Source organism: Nocardia sp. NBC_00511 (assembly GCF_045161165.1).
Lineage (GTDB): Bacteria > Actinomycetota > Actinomycetes > Mycobacteriales > Mycobacteriaceae > Nocardia.
The window spans coordinates 6,909,040-6,927,185 of record NZ_CP107849.1 but is presented as its reverse complement, the minus strand read 5'-3'; the positions used below and the strand labels follow the sequence as shown (position 1 = coordinate 6,927,185).

Genomic DNA, 18,146 nt, shown 5'->3' with positions numbered 1-18,146 from the left:
GGGGCGTTGTGGTTTCGAAGCCTAGTGGGGACGCACGGCGGCGGCCTGCGGACCCTTCTTGCCCTCGGTGATCTCGAAGCTCACGGCCTGGCCCTCTTCGAGCTGCTTGTAGCCGTTGCCTTCGATCTCCGAGTAGTGGACGAACACGTCGGGGCCGCCCTCATGAGAAATGAAGCCGTAGCCCTTCTCGGCGTTGAACCACTTGACGGTGCCCTGAACCATTACCTTCTCCTGACGAGCTGTTTCCTGGTGCGCGGCCACCGTAGGTACGGGTGGCCAGGGTCGATCAGAAGGCGGCTTACAACTTGACTGCGGCAAGACGCCCGCACAATGTTCCGCGCGAGCATGTTTGAACACGAACACGAAAACTTACGACCAAGACGTACAACGTACGCGCGAGGATCGAGTTCCCGGAATCGTCGAGAGATAACGCGCGTCACATTCAGGAAATATCAGGCATGACCGAATACCGCTGAAACAGGCCGGGCCCGTGCGGTTTTCGCACGGGCCCGGTCGTCACGGCTCGGGTCAGAGTGTGCGGGTGAGGCGATCCGCCAGCACCCGGGCGAAGCGCGCCGGATCCTTCAGCTCGCCGCCCTCCGCGAGAACCGCGGTGCCGTAGAGCAATTCGGCGGTCTCGGTCAGCGCCTCCGGCTTGTCGGCGTCGTCCTTCACCTTCGCGAACGCGTCGCGCAGACCGGTGACCAGCGCGTGCGACGGGTTGAGCTCCAGGATCCGCTTGCTGTGCGGCAGTTCCTGACCCGACGCCCGGTACATGCGCTCCAGCATCGGCGTGAAGTCGAAGACGTCACCGACGATGCAGGCCGGGGAGGTGGTGAGGCGACCGGTCAGGCGCACCTCCTTCACCTCCGCGTCGAGCGTCTGCTGCAGCCAGGTGAGCACCTCGGCGAAGTCCTTCTCCTGCTGCTCGCGCAGCTGCTCGGACTCCTTCTTCTCGTCCTCGGTCTCGAGATCCACCTCGCCCTTGGCGATGGAGACGATCTGCTTGCCGTCGAACTCCGGCACCGAACCGACCCACATCTCGTCGACCGGATCGGTCAGCACCAGCACCTCGAGGCCCTTGGCCAGGAACGCCTCGATATGCGGCGAATTCTCGATCTGCTGACGGGATTCGCCGGTCATGTAGTAGATCGCCGACTGCGACTCCGGCATCCGCGACACGTAGTCGGCCAGCGAGGTGAGCTCGGATTCCGAATGCGTGGACGCGAAAGACGAGACGCCCAGGATGGTTTCGCGATTGTCGGAGTCGGAGAGCATGCCCTCCTTGATGACCCGGCCGAATTCCTTCCAGAACTCCTGGTACTTCGACTGATCCTCGGCGTTGCGGAGATCCTTGACCGTCGAGAGCACCTTCTTGACCAGGCGCTTGCGGATCATCTGGATCTGGCGATCCTGCTGCAGGATCTCGCGGGACACGTTGAGCGACAGGTCCTGCGCGTCGACGACACCCTTCACGAAGCGCAGATACTCCGGCATCAGCTCTTCGCAGTTGTCCATGATGAACACCCGGCGCACATACAGCTGCACGCCGCGCTTGTGCTCACGGGTGAACAGGTCGAACGGCGCGTGCGACGGAATGAACAGCAGCGCTTGATATTCGAAGGTGCCCTCGGCCTTCATCGGGATGATCTCGAGCGGATCGTCCCAGGCGTGCGAGACGTGCTTGTAGAACTCCCGGTACTCCTCGTCGGTCACCTCGGACCGCGGGCGGGTCCACAGCGCCTTCTGGGAGTTGAGGGTCTGGGTCTCGGTGAGTTCCTTCTCGACCTGGTCCTCGCCCTCGCCGTCCATGACGGTGCGGGTGACGTCCATGCGGATCGGCCAGGCGATGAAATCCGAGTACTTCTTGATGATCTCGCGGAGCTTCCACTCCTGCGTGTAATCGAAGAGGTGGTCCTCGTCGTCGGCGGGCTTGAGCCGCAACGACACCGAGGTCCCCTGCGGAGCCTCGTCCAACTCCTCGATCGAGTAGGTCGAGGACCCGGCCGCGGACTCCCAGCGGGTGCCGGTGGTCTCGCCCGCCTTGCGGGTGGTCAGGGTGACGTGATCGGCCACCATGAACGTCGAATAGAAGCCGATGCCGAACTGGCCGATGAGCTCCTCGGCGGCCGCGTCGGACTTCGTCTCGAGCAGCTGCTTGCGCACCGCGGCGGTGCCCGACTTGGCGAGCGTGCCGATCAGATCGACGACCTCGGCGCGGGACATGCCGATGCCGTTGTCGCGGATGGTGAGCACGCGCGCGTCGCGGTCCACCTCGAGCTCGATGTGCAGATCCGAGGTATCGGCCTGCAGATCCTTGTCACGGAACGTTTCCAGCCGCAGCTTGTCGAGCGCGTCGGACGCGTTCGAGATCAGCTCCCGCAGGAAGGTGTCCTTGTTCGAATACACCGAGTGGATCATCAGCTCCAGCAGCTGATGGGTCTCGGCCTGAAACTCCAGGTGTTCGACGTGTTCGGTCACGACGCGATATTACGACGGCCGAAATCGGCGATGCTCGGAACCTCGGCATCGGCACGATCGGTCATCCACTCGCGCAGCACCCGGGTGGCCTGCACATCGTCCTCGTTGTACTCCAGGATGCGGGTGCGCTGCGACATGTCCGGTTCGCCGCCGTCGAAGGCGACCGCCAACCGGTACCAGGCCATCGACGCCTCACCGCCCGCCTCCGGATCCCGCCAGTGGAAACCGGCGACCGGCGCGATCTTCTTGAGCCCCTTGCCGTTCGGGCAGATGAACTGCTCCGACACCGCCTGGAACATGTCCACCCACTGCGGGCCGTCCACGAACTGCTGGATATCGCGCTCGGCCGGAATGCCCGGCATGCCCGCGAAACGGCGCGCCGACTCGTAGAGCCACTTGTCCTCGGCGGTGCGCGAATAGCAGTAGGCGGCAAAGGTTTTACCGTCGGCGGCGGCCTGCGCGCGCACCTCCATCAGCCAGCCCCAGAACTCGGCGAAGGAGCGGCCCTCGTCCTCGGTGGGCAGCGGATCCCAGGTGACGAACGGGCGGTACACGCCGTCGAGCAGGGTGCCCCACAGGTACGCGCCGTGCTCCTGGAAGCTCTCCAGATCGACATCCACCTCGACGTCGGCGCGGGTCACCCGGACCTGCTCGACCCGGCGGACCAGCGGCGCGCCGGTGGCCCAGGCGCGGGCGGTGACCACGGCCTCGGTGAACGGCTCGTACTGCCAGTCGTCCGGATCGTCGCCGGTCCAGGCGGCCAGATCGTCGATGGTCTCGACGCCGTGGCGGCGCAGCACCTCGGCGCGCGAACCCGGCGCGACCAGGCTGACATCGCGATGCGCGATCAGCCACTTCTCACAGCTCTGACCGTCCGCCTCGGGAGACCGGCTCCACCAGGGACATTGGCGGCACTCCGGCACCTTCGACGGGATGGTCGGCAGTTCACCGCGCACCACCGCGATGCGATCGGCGTAGCGCAGGTCGTAGTCGTCGAGGACCGGGCCCAGATCGTGCACCAGGATGCGGTCGAAGTGATAGCCGATGGCGCCGCCGACCAGGGCCGGCGAGGCCAGGCCGTGGCGCTGCAGCATCCGGTACAGGTGCACCAGCCGCTGCTGGTCGCGCGGCTGCGGGCGGGTGCGGATATGCCTGTCCTGCTGCGGATTCCAGCGGTACAGCTCGCTGGTGACCGGATGGCGGTCGGCCGGATCGGGCTGCCGCGGGTCGCTCACCTTGTGATTGACCACCACGACCGGGATGTAGCCGCCGCGATCGACGTCGCGCCACAGGATCTCGCAGCCGCCGCGGCGGCCGGTGTCGGCCTCCTGCGGCAGCAGGCCGCCCCAGATGCGCTGCGCCCCCGCGGCCATCGCCGCCATGGTGTCCGCAGCCCGCTGCGGCGCAGGCTGTTTCGGGTCGATCACCGTCCACAGTTCCGGATCGGCACCGACCAGGGTGTCGCGGACCAGTGCGCGATGCGCCTGCGCGGACTCCCGTCGCTGCTGCACACCGGCGTCCTCGGCGACTCCGGTCAGCACCCCCGGATGGGCGGCGTCCAGGAAAAGCCGGTGCCGGCATCCGATCAGCGCGCGGGCATCGAGAAACGCCGCACGCTCGCCATGGTCACCGATGCCCGAATACACGCCAGTCAGTATGGACTGTTCGTCCGACACACACTGCCGCCCGCCCTGTCGCGCCGCGCGAACAGTCCCTTCGCGCCGCGCGAAACGGGGGCCTTGCCCCCACGCCCCGAACCCGGGCGTTAGGGTAATCGGCAAACTGTGTTTCATGGGCGGACAGGCAACTCCCCCGGCCCTGTGCTGCCATGGCGAACCAGCATGACGGAGGCCATCAATGGGGTTGTTCACCAAGCGCAAGAAGCGGGTCAGCCGCCGAGCCGAAGCGAAAGCCCTCAAGCACAAGGCCGGCATGGAGGCCAAGCTCGGGGCACGCAACGAGCGCAAGCGCAATCGGGCCGAACTGCGCAACCGCAAGCAGGTCACCAGGGCCGAGATCGCCAAGCTCCAAGCCGAGGAGAAGGCCGCCGTCAAGGTGGCCGCGCGCGCCGAACGGGATCCGTTCAGCGCGGCGCAGGTTCGCAAATACCTCGGCGTGGCGCGGATCCTGGTGCCGGTGCTGGCACCGCTCGCCTACCGCGGCGCGACCTTCGTGCGCGGGCAACTCGACAACCGGCGCGCCCAGCAACTCGGCATCGGACTCGACCAGCTCGGCGAGTTCTCGGGTCCGGGTGCGAAGTTGCAGGCTCGGGTCGCGGGCGTGGAATCCACGCTGGCACAGCTGGAGTCCCGCTCCACCGACACCGAGACCAAGCAGTTCGTGACCGCGAGCCGCGACCGTCTCGACAGCCTCGGCGCGGCCATCCGCACCGCCGCCCAGATGCCGGTACAGCGCCGCCGCGCCGTGCACGCCTCGATCTCCAACGAGCTCTCCGGCATCGAGGCCGACGTGCTCGCCCGGCTCGGCGTGAACTGACCCTCTCGTGAACTCGGTGCGTGGAGGACTGACCGGCGTCGCCATGGCGGCACTGGCGGTCGCCGCGCACGGGTTCGCGGGCGGCGGCGTCCCCGGCTCGGCGGGGCTCACCCTGCTGGTGCTGGCCGCCGCCGCACTCGGCGCGATCGCCGCCGGACTGCGCGGGCGACTCGCGCTGCCCGCGCTGATGGCGCTGGGTCAGCCCGTCTGCCACCTCGCGCTGAGCGGGCTCGCACCGCACCGGCACGGCACGGCCGCAATGACTCTCGCACCCGGCGCGATGGCGTCGGGGCCGATCTCCCTGACCTCCGACAGCGTCATGATCGCCGCGCACACGGTCGCCGCCGTCGCCTGCGCCGGCCTGATCCTGGCCGTCGAACGGCTCTACACCCTGATCTCGCGGGCGGTCCGGGTGGCACTCGCCCCGCCCCGCCCGCTGCCGATCGGCCGAGCCACCGCGCGCCGTCCCCGATCGGTCATTCTGCCGACCTTCCTTCTCGTCCTGGGCCACAGTGGTCCGCGCGCGCCACCGGTTACGGCGTAACCCCCTCCCCTACCTCCCCGTAACCACCTGTCAGAGAAGGCAATACATTCATGAGCATCTCCCTTTCGCGTGCGCTGATCACGAGCGCGACGGCCGCCGGCGTCACCCTGCTCGGCGCGGGCATCGCCTCCGCCCACGTCGTGGTCGACGCCCCGGGCGCGAGCCAGGGCGGATACACCGTCGCCACCTTCCGGGTGCCGGACGAATCCGACGCCGCCTCCACCACCGCGGTCACCATCGCGCTGCCGGCGGTCAAGAGCGCGCGCACCGAACCCCTCGCGGGCTGGAACGCCAAGCTGGACAAGGACGCCCAGGGCAACTTCGTGTCCGTCACCTGGACCGCCGCACCCGGCAACGCGGGCATCGCGCCCAGCCAGTTCCAGCGCTTCGCCGTCGCGGTCGGCCCGCTGCCCAAGCAGGACAAGGTCACCTTCAACGCGGTGCAGACCTACAGCGACGGCAAGGTCGTCAACTGGAACCAGCCGAACAACGCCGACGGCAGCGAGCCGGAGAACCCGGCCCCCAGCCTGACCCTGGCCGCCAGCACCGGCGGTGACGACGACGCGCCCGCCACCACCGCCGCCAAGGACGACAAGGGCACCGACGACACCGCGCGCTGGCTCGGCGGCATCGGCCTGGCGCTGGGCGCGCTGGGTGCGGCGCTCGGACTCGGCAGTGTGATCCGCGGTCGCCGGTCATGAGCAGAAAGCTCCTCGCCGGTCTGGTGACCGGGCTGCTGATCACCGGCTTCGCCCTGCTCGGCGGCGGCGTCGCCGACGCGCACTCGGTGCCGGTGAGCTCCAGTCCCGCCAATGGCGCACAGGTGGATTCGTCGCCCGGCACCGCCAGCGTCACCTTCAACGAGAACCTGCAGACCGCGTACCCGTCCATGACGGTCAGCGGTCCGGACGGCAACCTCTGGTCGAAGGGCGACCCGAAGGTGGAGGGGCCCACCATCAGCATCGAGGTGGGTGAATTGGGACCGGTCGGCGAATACAAGATCGCCTACCGGGTCACCTCCGCCGACGGCCACCCCGTCAGCGGCACCCGCACCTTCACCCTCACCAAGGCGGGCAACGGAACTCCCGGCCCGCGCGCCGACGCCAAGGCCAAATCCGGCGGCGGCTCCGACGGCGGCGTCCCGCTCTGGGTGTTCATCGCGGGCGCGGTGGTGCTCTTCGGCGGCGGCCTGGCCTTCGCCCTGCTGGGCGGACGGAGCAAGCAGCGCAAGTGAATCGGTCCGACCGCACCGATCGTCGCCGGGAGCGTCCGACGACCGGCGGCAGCAGCTCCACCCGCTGGCTGCTGCTGCTCGTCGTCCCGCTCGGGCTGATCGGTGCGGCCCTGGCCTGGGCACTCGCCGCGAGCGACCCGGTACAGGCCGAGGCGCCGGTGCGCGCCCTCGCGGACTGCGCGGGCGCGACCGTGCTCGGACTGGCCGCGCTGCCCCGGCTCTCCGAACGGCTCAGCACACCGTGGCGGACCGTCACCGTGCTCGCCGGAGTCTGGGCGGCAATGGAATTCACCATGCTGGTACTGGAAGCCGCTGAGGTGCAGGGACTTCCGGTGCGCAAGCTCACCGCGCCGGACTTCGGGGACTACCTGACCACGGTCAGCGGCGGGCAGATCGGCATCGCACTGCTGATCGGGACCGGCACGGTAGCGGCGTACGGGGCGTTCGGGTTTCGGCGACCCGAGCAGGCCACCCCGGACCTGGTGCTGGTGTTCACGGCGGTGACGCTGACGCTGCGGCCCATCACCGGGCACATGTCGCAGCAGACCCTGGGCTCGGTGCTGGCCGCGGTGCACGCGCTGGCCGCCGCCGCCTGGTTCGGGACACTGCTGGCATTGGCCTTGACGGTGCGCACCCGCGGCGAGTGGGCGGTGCTGCTGCCGCGGTACTCGAATTGGGCGCTGCCGCTGGCGGTTACGGTCACCGTCACCGGAGTGATCAACGGGCTGGTGCGGATCGGCGGACTGGAACCGTTCGTCACCACCGGGTACGGGCGCATCCTGCTGGCGAAGACGGTGCTGTTGATCGCGCTGCTGGCGCTGGGCTGGTGGTGGCGGCGCACCTGGGTGCCGATCGCCTCGGATCATCGGATGGACGCCGAATCGTCTTTACGCCGGGCGATAGCCGAGGTGCTGGGCATGGCGGTGGTGTTCGGGTTGGCGGCGACCCTGGCCGTCACCGCGTGACAGCCTCACGGAAGCCGCAGGTCTATGGGGCCGATCACATGATCTGCGGACAAAACTGGAACACATTACTGTTGCCCGCATGACCGAAGTCAAGATCGTCGCGGACTGCGCCGCCTCGGCCGAATCGGCCTTCGCCTATGTCGACGACTACCACCACCTGCCGCGCTTCATCAACGAGATCAGCGCCTTCACGCCGCTCACCGAGCAAACACAGGGCGTGGACGCCACTTTCGACGGCACCATTCAGCTCGGGCCCATCACCCTGCATTCCACCATCAAGATCGTGCGCCACGAACCCGGCTACGCGATCGCGGTGAAATCCATCAAGGGCTTCGAAATCGAATCCACCTTCCTGTTCCACGCCAAAGGCGAGGAATCCTGCACCATCGACGCCATCGTCGACTACCGGGTGCCCGGCGGCTTCGCGGGCAAGTTGCTCGGCAAGACCATCGAGCCGTTCGTGAAACTCGCCGTGAAGAGCTCCACCCACAACCTCACCACCCAGATCGCCGAATTCCACAGCGCACGGGCCGACGCCTAGCGACTTCCCGGGGTCGCCAGAGCCGCCGACCCCCGCGGTGCTCCCGCCCGCCACCGGCATGGTGGATCCTGGTCACATGCCCGAACGCGCGACACCGACTCCCCTGCAGCGAATCGGCTACATCTGCGGCCGCACCCTCCCGCCGTCCATGACCGCGTGGGTGCTCGACGATCTGATCGGTCCCGGTGCGACCCGCCGCTACCTGCTGCGCATGCTGATTCCGATAATTCCCGTGCTGTGCCTGTTCCTGCTGATCCCCGGACCGCTGTGGATGGGGCTGGCCATGATGGCGCTGCTGTATCTGCCGCTGATCTATTTCACCGTGGCACTCACCTATGTGTTCCGGCGCAACCGGCTCATCAAGCACGGGCTGGATCCGGTACTGGCGGATGCCGATCGGCGGGCTCGCGAGGCAGGCGAACGCAGCGCGTACGAACAGCGCCACGGGCGCGGCTGAATCCGCATCGATACGACCGAACTCGTATGGGTGCGAACCTGTGTCGCCGGTCTCGATTCGAACTCCGCACGCCCGGACAGGAATACGCTCGAATACAGAGTTGACCGACTTCGGGTTCGATGGAGAACCAGATGGAACCGTACTGGACAGCAGCGCAATTTCTCGCGGCCGATGCCGACCGCGAACGCGCGATCGCGGCCTTGAATCAGCACTTTCAGGCCGGCCGGATCACCGTCGACGAACTCTCCGATCGAATAGGTCGCGCACTCGCCGCACGCACTTACGGCGAGGTGGATGCCGTCATGATCGGACTGCCCTGGCAGCCCGCGAGTGTTCCGGTGTATCCACCCGCGCCCAGCTTCTACGCGCCGCCCGGACGCGGCACCAAAGGGATGGGCATCGCCGCGTTCGTGCTCGGCGTCTTCGGATTCATCTGCGGCATCACGGCGGTGCCCGCGGTACTGCTCGGTTTGATGGCGCTCACCGTCGACGCCGAGCGGCGCGACGACAAAGGGTTCGCCATCGCCGGACTGGCCGTCGGCGCCATGTGGATGCTGATCTTCGGGTGGCTCTACTTCCGCTGAGACACACCGGTTTCCGCGACTACTTGCGGCGAACGGGCGCGGACACCGCGCGCTCGAATGCGCGCAGGTCCGCCTCCGTCTGCCGGAACAGCCAGTAGTCGCCCAGGAACCCGAGCACCCCCGCGACACACAGTCCGTAGATCGGGATCAGCACCAGCGATAACTCCTGCGCGTCCAGGAACGCGAGGCTCGCGATCACCCCGATCAGCGGAATCGCCACCGCCACCGCCAGATAGCGGGTGCAGCGCCGCGCCAGCGCCCGCAGCGAATCGTGGTCGCTGGCCGTCTCACCGTGCGTGAGCAGCCGCGGATAGAAGCAGCGCACCACGAAGAACGTCACCACGAAGAACGGGTAGGCGACCGCGATCGCACCCGAAACCAGCAGTGTCCCGATGAGATTCACGATGTGCCCGACGGGGATGTCGGTGTACACCACCAGCGAGATGGTCGCCGCCACCGCCGCCAGCATCCACCAGCAGAACGCCAGCAGCGCCACCCGGTCACCGTCCACGAGGGTGTCGCGGCGGGCGGCCGACAGAGTCTCGGGCGGGTAGTCCCGGCCCCGGCGCACACCCCGCCACACGATGAAGGCGCGGCGGCACAGATAGTTGGTGACCAGGATCGCCGACGGCGTCGTCACCAGCGCCAGCGCGTTTCCCACGAACTGCAACTTGATCCGCTGCTCCGGCGTGAACCACAGCACCCACAGCGGATGATTGTGCAGGTTCGCGTACAGCATCCCCAGAACGTCGCCGAACAGACTGGCCACCGTGATCAGCACCACCAGCGACCACGGACCGAGCTTGGCGCGCAAGCTGTGGCTCGGCGGATCCACCAGATCCCGGGCCCGCGCGTCCTGGCACAGGTCCAGCTGCTGGGCCAGCGCCGCACCGTTGGGCCAGCGGTCCTCGCGGCGCGGGGCCAGGCACTTCACCAGCACGCGGCGCAGCGTCGGCGGACAGTCGGCGGGCAGTTCCGCCAGGTGCCGCTCGTCGATGGCGTGGGTGCGCAGCCGCAGCATCCGCTCCAGCGAGGACTCCGAATCGCCCGCACGCGACTCGTCGTCGAAGGGGCGGCGGCCGGTGAGCAGCTCCCACAGCACCACACCCAGCGCGTACACGTCACTGCGGCCGTCGAGATCCTCTGCGGTCGCGGGCAATTGGGGGTGGCAGGCCGCCAACTGCTCCGGCGACATGTACGCCAGCGAACCACCGAAGTACGCGAGCGGACTGGTGCCCGCCACATGCATGCTGAAACTGATGTTGAAATCCGCGAGCTTCGGGACACCGTCCGCGGTCAGCAGCACGTTGGCGGGCTTGATATCCCGGTGCAGCACACCGTTTCCCACCGCGTAGTCCAGCGCGCGAGCCAACCGGCTGCCCAGCCACGCCACCGTCTCCGGCCAGCTCAGCCCGGAAACCGCGGCGCGGGTATCGGATTCGCTGGGCACCAGGCCGCCCTTGTCGCGCATGGCGGCATCCACCGCCTCCAGCAGCAGGCCGCCGTCGCGGTCGCCGGGCTCGCGCGAACGCACCCCGGCCAGCACCCGCGACAGCGTGCCGCCCGGAAGATACTGCATGTACAGCAGTTTCAGCTCCCGGTCGGCCAGCAGCCGCTGATCGAAGACGCGCACGATGTTCTCGTGATCGAGCTGCGCGAGGGTCTCGGACTCGGTGCCGTGATTCTGCGACACCTTCACCGCGACCAGCCGCTGCATCGACCGCTGCCGGGCCAGGAACACCCGCGCGAACGCACCCGCACCCAGCTCCACCAGCAGATCGAAATCGTCCACCCGGTCCCCGACCTCGATGCCCTCCAACGCCACCTGCGCCTGCGGGCGGGCGATCAGCGTGCTGCGATAGTCGTGCTCGGAGAAGGCGGTGGCGGCGATCTCGGTCGGATAGATGCTCGGATCCGGGCTCGAACCCGAACGGCGCAGCGCGTGGAACTCCTCGTAGGCCAGATCGGGTGGCAGTGGGCCGGTGCGCAATTCGGCGAACTCGGCCCGATAGTCGGCCAGCCGCTTGGGAAAGTCGTAGCGGATCCAGCGGTACTCCAGATCCACCTTGATCAACTCGATCAGGCACAGCCGCCGCGATTGCGTTGCGGGCGGCAGGAATTCGAGCAGGTCGGGAGGCTCGCCCGCCTGCTCCCAGGCCGCCGTGAACCGGGCCACCGCAGCCGCCAACAGGCTGCGCGTCTCGTCGACCGCGCCCGAATCGATCGCCGGTTCCACCGTCATTTCCTCCCCCGACCTGGATCACCGGGTGCCGCCAGTATGCGCCCGCGAATCCCTCTCCACACCGATTTCCTCATCGGGTAGATCGTTGCGGGCGCGCCGAACGCATCGTGTGCGACGTATTCGGCCACTGACGGGCCGGGCGGCCGACGCCGCGAGCGCTCTCGCGCGGGGCTAGCCCGCGATCGCGTATCCGCCGAGGGCGGGCTCGAGCAGGTCGAAGACCCGGGCCGCCTCGGCGGTCACGGTGGCCGCGATGCGCCGGTGCGCGTGCCCCTCGAGAGTGAGTTCCTGGACGCGCTGGAACAGCAGACGATGGGCGACGCCGAGTTGTGCGGCGGCGGCGCGGCGGATGATGTCGTCGCCGGGCAGCACGTCGGCGAGTGCTCGCTCCCGCGATTCGTGCAGCTCCCGCAGCCGGGCCATCAGGGTCGGGCTGCCGGCGATCATGCGGCAGAAGGCAGGTCCGGAGAATCCGGCCAGCGCATCGAATCGCCTTGCTGCGGAATCGAAGTCGTCGCGGAGCGCCTGGAATGCCGACTCGCCGGGCGGACGCGCGGTCACGGTGTCGGCGAGGGAGGAGACGAACTCCTGATGGATGTCCAGCGCCAGATCTTCCTTGCGCGGAAAGTAGTTCGTCACGGTCTTCTTGGCGACCCGCGCGGTCTCGGCGATCTCGGCGATGGTCGTCGCCTCGAATCCGCGCTCGATGAACAGCCTGGTCGCGTGATCGGAGATGGCCTGCCGGGTTTCGCGCTTCTTGCTCTCCCGCAGGCCGAGGGGCTCGGTAGTCACCTCACAAATATAGCACCATAGTAAGTTTGCGATTGACGTACTATCTACCCTCGTCGTAATCTTACGTCCGTCATAATTTTCTGACGGGAGTGAGAAGCAGTGCGCAAACTTAGTTTTTCCGGCCATCCGGTACTGGTCGAGGCCCCGCACCCGGTACCCGGACCCGGGCAGCTGCTGGTTCGTACACAACTGGTCGGAGTCCACCTCGCGCTGGTGCGCTCGCTGCGGACGGGCGGCGCGGCCGACCCCGGCGGCGAGCTGGTGGGCACCGTGGTCGAGATCGGCCCGGACGTCCCCCACACCTGGCTGGGCAAACGAGTCGGCGGAGTCCTGTTCGAAGGCGTCTACGCCGAATATGTGCTCGCCGCACCGGCTCTGGTCACCGAGGTGCCCGCCGATGTCGACGCCGCCGACGCGCTCGCGCTGGTGCGCGGCGGCCTGGTGGCGATGGGGGCCGTGCGGTCCGGCGGCGACCTAACGGCGCGCTCGGTGCTCGTCACCGCGGCCGCCAGCGGATCCGGTCATCTGGCGATGCAGATCGCGCGAGCGCTGGGCGCCACCCGAGTCGTGGGCGCGGTCGGCGCGGTCGACAAGCTCGAGTTCGTGCGCGAATGCGGTGCGGATGCCGCGGTGACGTACGACGAGCCGTGGAACGAGCGGTTCGACGTCATCGTGGACGGGGTCGGCGGCGCGCTGGTGCCGCGCCTGGTCGAGGCCACAGCTCCTCGGGGCCGGATGGTGGTCTACAGCGCCGGCGGCGGCTCGGTCGAGGTCGGCAGCCTGCTTGCGGACCTGAAGACCCTCACCGGTTTCTCGATGGGGCTGCTGGCCCGAACGCAGCCGGAGTTGATCGAGTCGTATCGGGCCCGGCTGTGGAAGTTGCTGGCGGACGGCGTGATCCGGCCCCACCACACGGAATTCGCGATCGATCGCCTCGACGAGGCCATCACGTCGATCGAGGAACGCCGCAACACCGGGCGCGTCGTTCTTCTGATGGACCTAGAGTCGCGGTATGAGTGAGCAGTTTCCCGAACGGATCTGGGGTTCGCGCACCAGTCTGCTGTCGCGGCTGGGCAGTTCGTTCGCAGCGACCAAGATCGGCTCCCTGACCATCCGCAAGCTGACGCCGCTGGATCGCCGAGTGCTCGAACGCACCGACGGCAAGTACACGGTGCTCGGGCCGATCGGCGCGCCGGTCATCCTGCTCACCACCACCGGCCGCAAATCCGGGCAGCCGCGCACCACCCCGCTGCTGTACGTGCACGACGGGGACACGCTCTACGTGATCGGCTCCAACTTCGGTCAGGCCACCCATCCGGCATGGACGGCGAACCTGCTCGCCGAACCCGCCGCCGTGGTCGCCATCGCCGGGTCGCGAATCCCGGTGCGCGCCAGCCTGATCGAGGACGCGGAACGCAAACAGCGGATCTTCGAACAATTCGAGGAGACCACCGAGGCCTACACCGCGTACCGCAAACGCACCGCCCGTGACTTGCGGATCTTCGCCCTGACAAGATAGATCACGTGACCGAATCCAGCGCTACATCCCAGGCAGACGTGGTCGCGACCGCGGACCTGGCCGACGAGATCGGCCCCGGCATCCGCAGTTGCGACACCCAGTTCATCCAGTTCGGTGGCCACGAGTCCTTCGCGGGCCGCATCGTGACCATCCGCACCTTCCAGGACAACCTGCTGGTCAAGCAGACCCTCGGCGAACCCGGTGACGGCCGGGTACTGGTCGTCGACGGCGGCGCCAGCGTGCACACCGCCCTGGTCGGCGACATCATCGCCGGTCGCGGCGTCGACAACGGCTGGGCCGGCGTCGTCGTCAACGGCGCGGTCCGCGACTCCGCCATCCTGCGCACCCTGCCGATCGGGCTCAAGGCGCTGGGCACCAACCCGCGCAAGAGCACCCAGACCGGCGAAGGCTCTGAGAAGGACGTCACCGTCGAATTCGGCGGAATCAGCTTCGTACCGGGCGACATGCTCTACAGCGACGCCGACGGTGTCGTCGTTCGCAGCGAGGACTGAGTCAACTCACGGGCAGTTCTCAGCGGCTGCGGGCCCGCAACCCCCAGAATGGGGATCCGTGTGCCCTCAGCCGCTGGTGACCCGGACCTTGCTCCCGGCCAACGCCACCACATCCCCGGCGTGTAGCTGCCGCCCTCGGCGCAGCTCGACTTCGTCGTTGACACGTACCAGGCCCTGGGCGATCACCGTCTTGGCTTCCGCACCGGAATCGATGAGGTTCGCCAGTTTCAGGAACTGGCCGAGTCGAATGATTTCGTCCTCGATCGGGACGTCGACTGGATCCGACATGGGGTACATCCTCACCCGCGGCCGTCCCGACACCAAACACCGCCCCCACCGCCGGCCGCCACGCGATGGCCACGAGACACGAACCGGGTTCTGAGTGCACATGGGCAACGCCAACATTCACACTGGTGCGGTGACTTCCACGCAGGACCGGCCGCGCCACGACTCCGACCACAGATCGGAGCCACGCTCGCCCCTGGTTCCACACCGCGGGCACGGCAGGCTGCGCGAGGTCCCGCACATCGCGGGCATGATGCTCGGCGTCTTCGCCGTCTTCTGCGCGGCCTGGAGCATCTCCCCCGGCCTACGCTTCCTGACCCAGCACCTACGCCACTTCATCGACACCTACTACTTCGACGCACCCGACACCTCCCTGGTGTGGGCGCTGGTGGTGGGCCTGCTGGCCGGGGCCACCGCCAGCCGCAAGCGCATCGCCTGGTGGCTGCTGGTCGGGTACATGGCGGCCTTCGCGCTGGCCAACGCCCTCGACTTCCTGGCCGACCGGGACATCAACGCCCTGGTCGCGCTGATCATCCACGTCGCCGTGATCGGCGTGCTGATCGCGGCCTGGTCGGAGTTCTACACCCACGTGCAGCGCGGCGCGGTCTGGCGGGCGCTCGGCGTACTGGCCGGCGGCCTCGCCCTCGGCTGCCTGGTCGGCTGGGGACTGGTCGAACTGTTCCCCGGCACCCTGCCCGACCACGGCGAACGCTCGCTGTGGGCGGTCTCGCGGGTCACCGCGGCCATCCTGGTCTCCAACGACGACTTCAGCGGCCATCCGCCGCACCCGGTCAACCTGCTGCTCGGCCTGTTCGGCGCGATCGCGCTGCTCGCCGCGGTCATCACCCTGTTCCGGTCCCAGCGCGCCTCCAACGCGCTGACCGGACTGGACGAATCCGCGCTGCGCGGCCTGCTGGAACGCTCCGACGTCGAGGACTCGCTCGGCTACTTCGCCACCCGCCGCGACAAGGCCGTCGTCTTCGCGCCCAACGGCAAGGCCGCCGTCACCTACCGCGTCGAACTCGGCGTCTGCCTCGCCTCCGGCGACCCCATCGGCCAGAAGGAGGCCTGGGGACAGGCCGTCGACGAATGGCTGCGCCTCGCCGACCAATACGGCTGGGCCCCAGCCGTCATGGGCGCCAGCGAACTCGGCGCCACCGCCTACCGCCGCGCCGGACTGTCCGCGCTGCGCCTCGGCGACGAAGCCATCCTCGAGACCCGCACCTTCTCCCTCGCCGGGCCGGACATGAAACAGGTCCGTCAGGCCGCCAACCGACTTGCCAAGCAGGGCATCACCGTTCGGGTGCGGCGGCACAAGGAGATCTCCCCCGAGGAGATGGTCGAGGTCATGAAGCGCGCCAACTCCTGGCGCGACAGCGAGACCGAACGCGGCTTCTCCATGGCCCTCGACCGGCTCGGCGACCCGCTCGACGGCGACTGCCTGCTCGTCGAGGCCGTCACCGCCGACGACCGCGTGCTCGGCATGCTGTCACTGGTGCCGTGGGGCCGCACCGGCGTCTCCCTCGACCTGATGCGCCGCGACCGCAGTGGCCCCAACGGGCTGATGGAACTGATGATCTCGCGGCTGGCCCTGACCTCCGAGCAGTACGGCATCACCCGAATCTCGTTGAACTTCGCGGTCTTCCGCGCCGTCTTCGAAGAGGGCGGGCGGATCGGCGCCGGACCGGTGCTGCGGCTGTGGCGCGGCGTGCTGATGTTCTTCTCGCGCTGGTACCAGCTCGAGGCGCTCTACCGCTCCAACGTGAAATACCAGCCCGAATGGGTGCCGCGGTTCTCGATGTTCGAGGAACGCCGCCACCTGCTGCGGGTCGCCATCGCCAGCGCCCTGGCCGAAGGCTTCCTGCCCCGCGTCGGCGGCGGCGAACACGACGCCTCCGCACACACCGGCGTCCGCTCCTCGGTGCCCGCCACCATGACCGGACTGCACGCCGACGGCAGCCTGCCCGACCTGCCGCCCGAAGACCTCGAGGAAACCGGGCCGCGCCGCCCCGAACAGGTGCGGGTCCGGATGGACAAGCTCGACAAACTGCAGGCCCAGGGCATCGACGCCTATCCGGTCGCCTACCCGCCCACCCACACGGTGGCCGCCGCCCGGCAGTCCCCGCAGGGCACCACGGTGCGAGTCTGCGGACGGCTGTTGCGGATTCGCGATTACGGCGGCGTGGTGTTCGCGCTGCTGCGCGACTGGTCCGGCGACATCCAGCTGATGATCGACCGCGGCCGGGTCGGCGCGGAACGCAGCGAGGAATTCGGCGAATATTTCGACCTCGGCGACCTGATCGAGGTGAGCGGGCAGGTCGGATTCAGCCGCCGCGGCGAACTGTCGCTGCTCGCCCAGGACTGGCGAATGCTCGGCAAATGCCTGCACCCGCTGCCCGACAAGTGGAAGGGCCTCTCCGATCCGGAGGCCCGGGTGCGCCAGCGCTACGTCGACATGGCCATCAACACCGACATCCGCGAGGTGATGACCAAGCGCAGCGCCGTGGTCCGCTCACTGCGGGACACGTTGCACGGCTGGGGATTCCTCGAAGTCGAGACCCCGGTGCTGCAGCAGGTGCACGGCGGCGCCAACGCCACCCCGTTCACCACCCACATCAACGCCTACGACCTCGACCTGTACCTGCGCATCGCCCCCGAGCTGTACCTCAAGAAACTGTGCGTGGGCGGCATGGAGAAGGTGTTCGAACTCGGCCGCGTCTTCCGCAACGAAGGCGTCGACTACAGCCACAACCCCGAGTTCACCATCCTGGAAGCCTATGAGGCGCACAGTGATTACGAACGCATGATGCACGCCTGCCGTCAGCTCATCCAGGAGGCCGCGCTCGCCGCCAACGGCAAGATGGTGGCGCTGCGGCCCGGCGCCGACGGCGAACTCGTCGAACACGACATCTCCGGCGACTGGCCGGTCAAGACCGTGCACGGCGCGGTCTCGGAGAAGATCGGCGAAACCATCACCCCCGCAACCGATGTCGACGCCCTGCGGGTGCTGTGCGACAAGGCCGGGGTGCCGTACCAGCCGGGCTGGGACGAGGGCCAGATGGTGCTGGAGATGTACGAGCACCTGGTCGAATCCAGCACCGAGGAACCGACCTTCTACATCGACTTCCCCACCTCCGTGTCCCCGCTGACCCGCACCCACCGCAGCATCGAGGGCGTCACCGAACGCTGGGACCTGGTGGCCTGGGGCGTCGAACTCGGCACCGCCTACAGCGAATTGACCGATCCGGTGGAACAGCGCCGCCGCCTCACCGAACAGTCCATGCTGGCCGCCGGCGGCGACCCGGAGGCGATGGAACTCGACGAGGACTTCCTGCAGGCCCTCGAGCACGCCATGCCGCCCACCGGCGGGCTCGGCGTCGGCGTGGACCGGGTGGTCATGCTGCTCATCGGCCGCAGCATCCGCGAGACGCTGCCGTTCCCGCTGGTGAAACCGCGCAATCTGTAGGCAGATTCGCGGGTAGGGACCAGGGTCA

18 protein-coding genes are annotated in these 18,146 nt (G+C 68.2%); 12 read left to right on the top strand and 6 right to left on the bottom strand.

The features are described from left to right. Positions 1-21: 21 nt before the first annotated feature. The 3 genes from OG300_RS32320 to OG300_RS32310 all read right to left on the bottom strand — a co-directional run bounded on the left by OG300_RS32320 (position 22) and on the right by OG300_RS32310 (position 4,127). Entirely contained in the window at positions 22-222 is a 201-nt protein-coding gene (locus OG300_RS32320; RefSeq protein ID WP_379359282.1) for a cold-shock protein, read from the bottom strand. A 306-nt stretch (positions 223-528) separates the two neighbouring features. Continuing rightward, entirely contained in the window at positions 529-2,481 is a 1,953-nt protein-coding gene (gene htpG, locus OG300_RS32315; RefSeq protein ID WP_405487544.1) for a molecular chaperone HtpG, read from the bottom strand. Next, the gene (locus OG300_RS32310; protein ID WP_405487542.1) at positions 2,478-4,127 is read right to left on the bottom strand and encodes a TM0106 family RecB-like putative nuclease; all 1,650 of its coding nucleotides are present in this window, start codon (positions 4,125-4,127) and stop codon (positions 2,478-2,480) included. The genes htpG and OG300_RS32310 overlap by 4 nt, the downstream gene beginning before the upstream one ends. A gap of 211 nt (positions 4,128-4,338) precedes the next feature. Here OG300_RS32310 and OG300_RS32305 point away from each other — a divergent pair, with 211 nt between their 5' ends. The 8 genes from OG300_RS32305 to OG300_RS32270 all read left to right on the top strand — a co-directional run bounded on the left by OG300_RS32305 (position 4,339) and on the right by OG300_RS32270 (position 9,302). After that, complete coding sequence (locus OG300_RS32305) at positions 4,339-4,977, top strand: DUF6474 family protein (protein WP_405487540.1); 639 nt, start codon at positions 4,339-4,341, stop codon at positions 4,975-4,977. A gap of 16 nt (positions 4,978-4,993) precedes the next feature. Then, the gene (locus OG300_RS32300; RefSeq protein WP_405487538.1) at positions 4,994-5,521 is read left to right on the top strand and encodes a hypothetical protein; all 528 of its coding nucleotides are present in this window, start codon (positions 4,994-4,996) and stop codon (positions 5,519-5,521) included. 50 nt (positions 5,522-5,571) lie between these two features. After that, a complete protein-coding gene (locus tag OG300_RS32295; RefSeq protein WP_405487536.1) occupies positions 5,572-6,222 on the top strand; it encodes a YcnI family protein in 651 nt (216 codons plus the stop codon). Next, positions 6,219-6,755 (top strand): copper resistance protein CopC, encoded by a 537-nt coding sequence (locus OG300_RS32290; protein WP_405487534.1) that lies wholly within the window; start codon positions 6,219-6,221, stop codon positions 6,753-6,755. Before OG300_RS32295 ends, OG300_RS32290 begins: the two co-directional genes overlap by 4 nt. Next, positions 6,752-7,720: a copper resistance D family protein gene (locus OG300_RS32285; protein WP_405487532.1), complete on the top strand. Its 969-nt coding sequence runs from the start codon at positions 6,752-6,754 to the stop codon at positions 7,718-7,720. Before OG300_RS32290 ends, OG300_RS32285 begins: the two co-directional genes overlap by 4 nt. Positions 7,721-7,799: 79 nt before the next feature. Then, entirely contained in the window at positions 7,800-8,261 is a 462-nt protein-coding gene (locus tag OG300_RS32280) for an SRPBCC family protein (RefSeq protein WP_405487530.1), read from the top strand. A 76-nt stretch (positions 8,262-8,337) separates the two neighbouring features. Continuing rightward, positions 8,338-8,718, top strand: a complete 381-nt coding sequence (locus OG300_RS32275) for a DUF5313 family protein (protein ID WP_405487528.1) — start codon at positions 8,338-8,340, stop codon at positions 8,716-8,718. Positions 8,719-8,849: 131 nt separating this feature from the next. Beyond that, positions 8,850-9,302 carry a DUF1707 and DUF4190 domain-containing protein gene (locus tag OG300_RS32270; protein WP_405487526.1) on the top strand — a complete coding sequence of 151 codons (453 nt, stop codon included), beginning with the start codon at positions 8,850-8,852 and terminating at the stop codon, positions 9,300-9,302. Positions 9,303-9,321: 19 nt separating this feature from the next. Here the strand turns inward: OG300_RS32270 and OG300_RS32265 are convergent, their stop codons facing one another. Together OG300_RS32265 and OG300_RS32260 are read right to left on the bottom strand one after the other, a co-directional pair. Then, positions 9,322-11,538 carry a serine/threonine-protein kinase gene (locus OG300_RS32265; RefSeq protein ID WP_405487524.1) on the bottom strand — a complete coding sequence of 739 codons (2,217 nt, stop codon included), beginning with the start codon at positions 11,536-11,538 and terminating at the stop codon, positions 9,322-9,324. A gap of 177 nt (positions 11,539-11,715) precedes the next feature. Next, entirely contained in the window at positions 11,716-12,336 is a 621-nt protein-coding gene (locus OG300_RS32260; protein WP_405487522.1) for a TetR/AcrR family transcriptional regulator, read from the bottom strand. Positions 12,337-12,435: 99 nt separating this feature from the next. On the opposite strand from OG300_RS32260, the gene OG300_RS32255 reads away from it, so the two are divergent. The 3 genes from OG300_RS32255 to rraA are packed head-to-tail and all read left to right on the top strand — an operon-like array spanning position 12,436 to position 14,367. Then, positions 12,436-13,356 (top strand): zinc-binding alcohol dehydrogenase family protein, encoded by a 921-nt coding sequence (locus tag OG300_RS32255; RefSeq protein WP_405487520.1) that lies wholly within the window; start codon positions 12,436-12,438, stop codon positions 13,354-13,356. Further along, positions 13,349-13,855 (top strand): nitroreductase/quinone reductase family protein, encoded by a 507-nt coding sequence (locus OG300_RS32250; protein WP_405487518.1) that lies wholly within the window; start codon positions 13,349-13,351, stop codon positions 13,853-13,855. The genes OG300_RS32255 and OG300_RS32250 overlap by 8 nt, the downstream gene beginning before the upstream one ends. 5 nt (positions 13,856-13,860) lie before the next feature. After that, positions 13,861-14,367 (top strand): ribonuclease E activity regulator RraA, encoded by a 507-nt coding sequence (rraA, locus tag OG300_RS32245; protein ID WP_405487516.1) that lies wholly within the window; start codon positions 13,861-13,863, stop codon positions 14,365-14,367. 66 nt (positions 14,368-14,433) lie between these two features. Here rraA and OG300_RS32240 read toward each other — a convergent pair whose 3' ends face one another. Further along, on the bottom strand, positions 14,434-14,655 hold the full coding sequence (locus tag OG300_RS32240; RefSeq protein ID WP_405487514.1) for an RNA-binding S4 domain-containing protein: 222 nt from the start codon (positions 14,653-14,655) through the stop codon (positions 14,434-14,436). A gap of 100 nt (positions 14,656-14,755) precedes the next feature. On the opposite strand from OG300_RS32240, the gene lysX reads away from it, so the two are divergent. After that, complete coding sequence (lysX, locus tag OG300_RS32235; protein ID WP_405487512.1) at positions 14,756-18,118, top strand: bifunctional lysylphosphatidylglycerol synthetase/lysine--tRNA ligase LysX; 3,363 nt, start codon at positions 14,756-14,758, stop codon at positions 18,116-18,118. Positions 18,119-18,146: the final 28 nt, after the last annotated feature.

Excerpts from the sequence above, each read along its gene's own strand:
- OG300_RS32250 (WP_405487518.1), top strand. The coding sequence starts at position 13,349 with ATGAGTGAGCAGTTTCCCGAACGGATCTGGGGTTCGCGCACCAGTCTG.
- lysX (WP_405487512.1), top strand. The coding sequence starts at position 14,756 with ATGGGCAACGCCAACATTCACACTGGTGCGGTGACTTCCACGCAGGAC.
- OG300_RS32320 (WP_379359282.1), bottom strand. The coding sequence starts at position 222 with ATGGTTCAGGGCACCGTCAAGTGGTTCAACGCCGAGAAGGGCTACGGC.
- OG300_RS32305 (WP_405487540.1), top strand. The coding sequence starts at position 4,339 with ATGGGGTTGTTCACCAAGCGCAAGAAGCGGGTCAGCCGCCGAGCCGAA.
- OG300_RS32295 (WP_405487536.1), top strand. The coding sequence starts at position 5,572 with ATGAGCATCTCCCTTTCGCGTGCGCTGATCACGAGCGCGACGGCCGCC.
- OG300_RS32270 (WP_405487526.1), top strand. The coding sequence starts at position 8,850 with ATGGAACCGTACTGGACAGCAGCGCAATTTCTCGCGGCCGATGCCGAC.
- OG300_RS32280 (WP_405487530.1), top strand. The coding sequence starts at position 7,800 with ATGACCGAAGTCAAGATCGTCGCGGACTGCGCCGCCTCGGCCGAATCG.
- OG300_RS32275 (WP_405487528.1), top strand. The coding sequence starts at position 8,338 with ATGCCCGAACGCGCGACACCGACTCCCCTGCAGCGAATCGGCTACATC.
- OG300_RS32240 (WP_405487514.1), bottom strand. The coding sequence starts at position 14,655 with ATGTCGGATCCAGTCGACGTCCCGATCGAGGACGAAATCATTCGACTC.
- OG300_RS32290 (WP_405487534.1), top strand. The coding sequence starts at position 6,219 with ATGAGCAGAAAGCTCCTCGCCGGTCTGGTGACCGGGCTGCTGATCACC.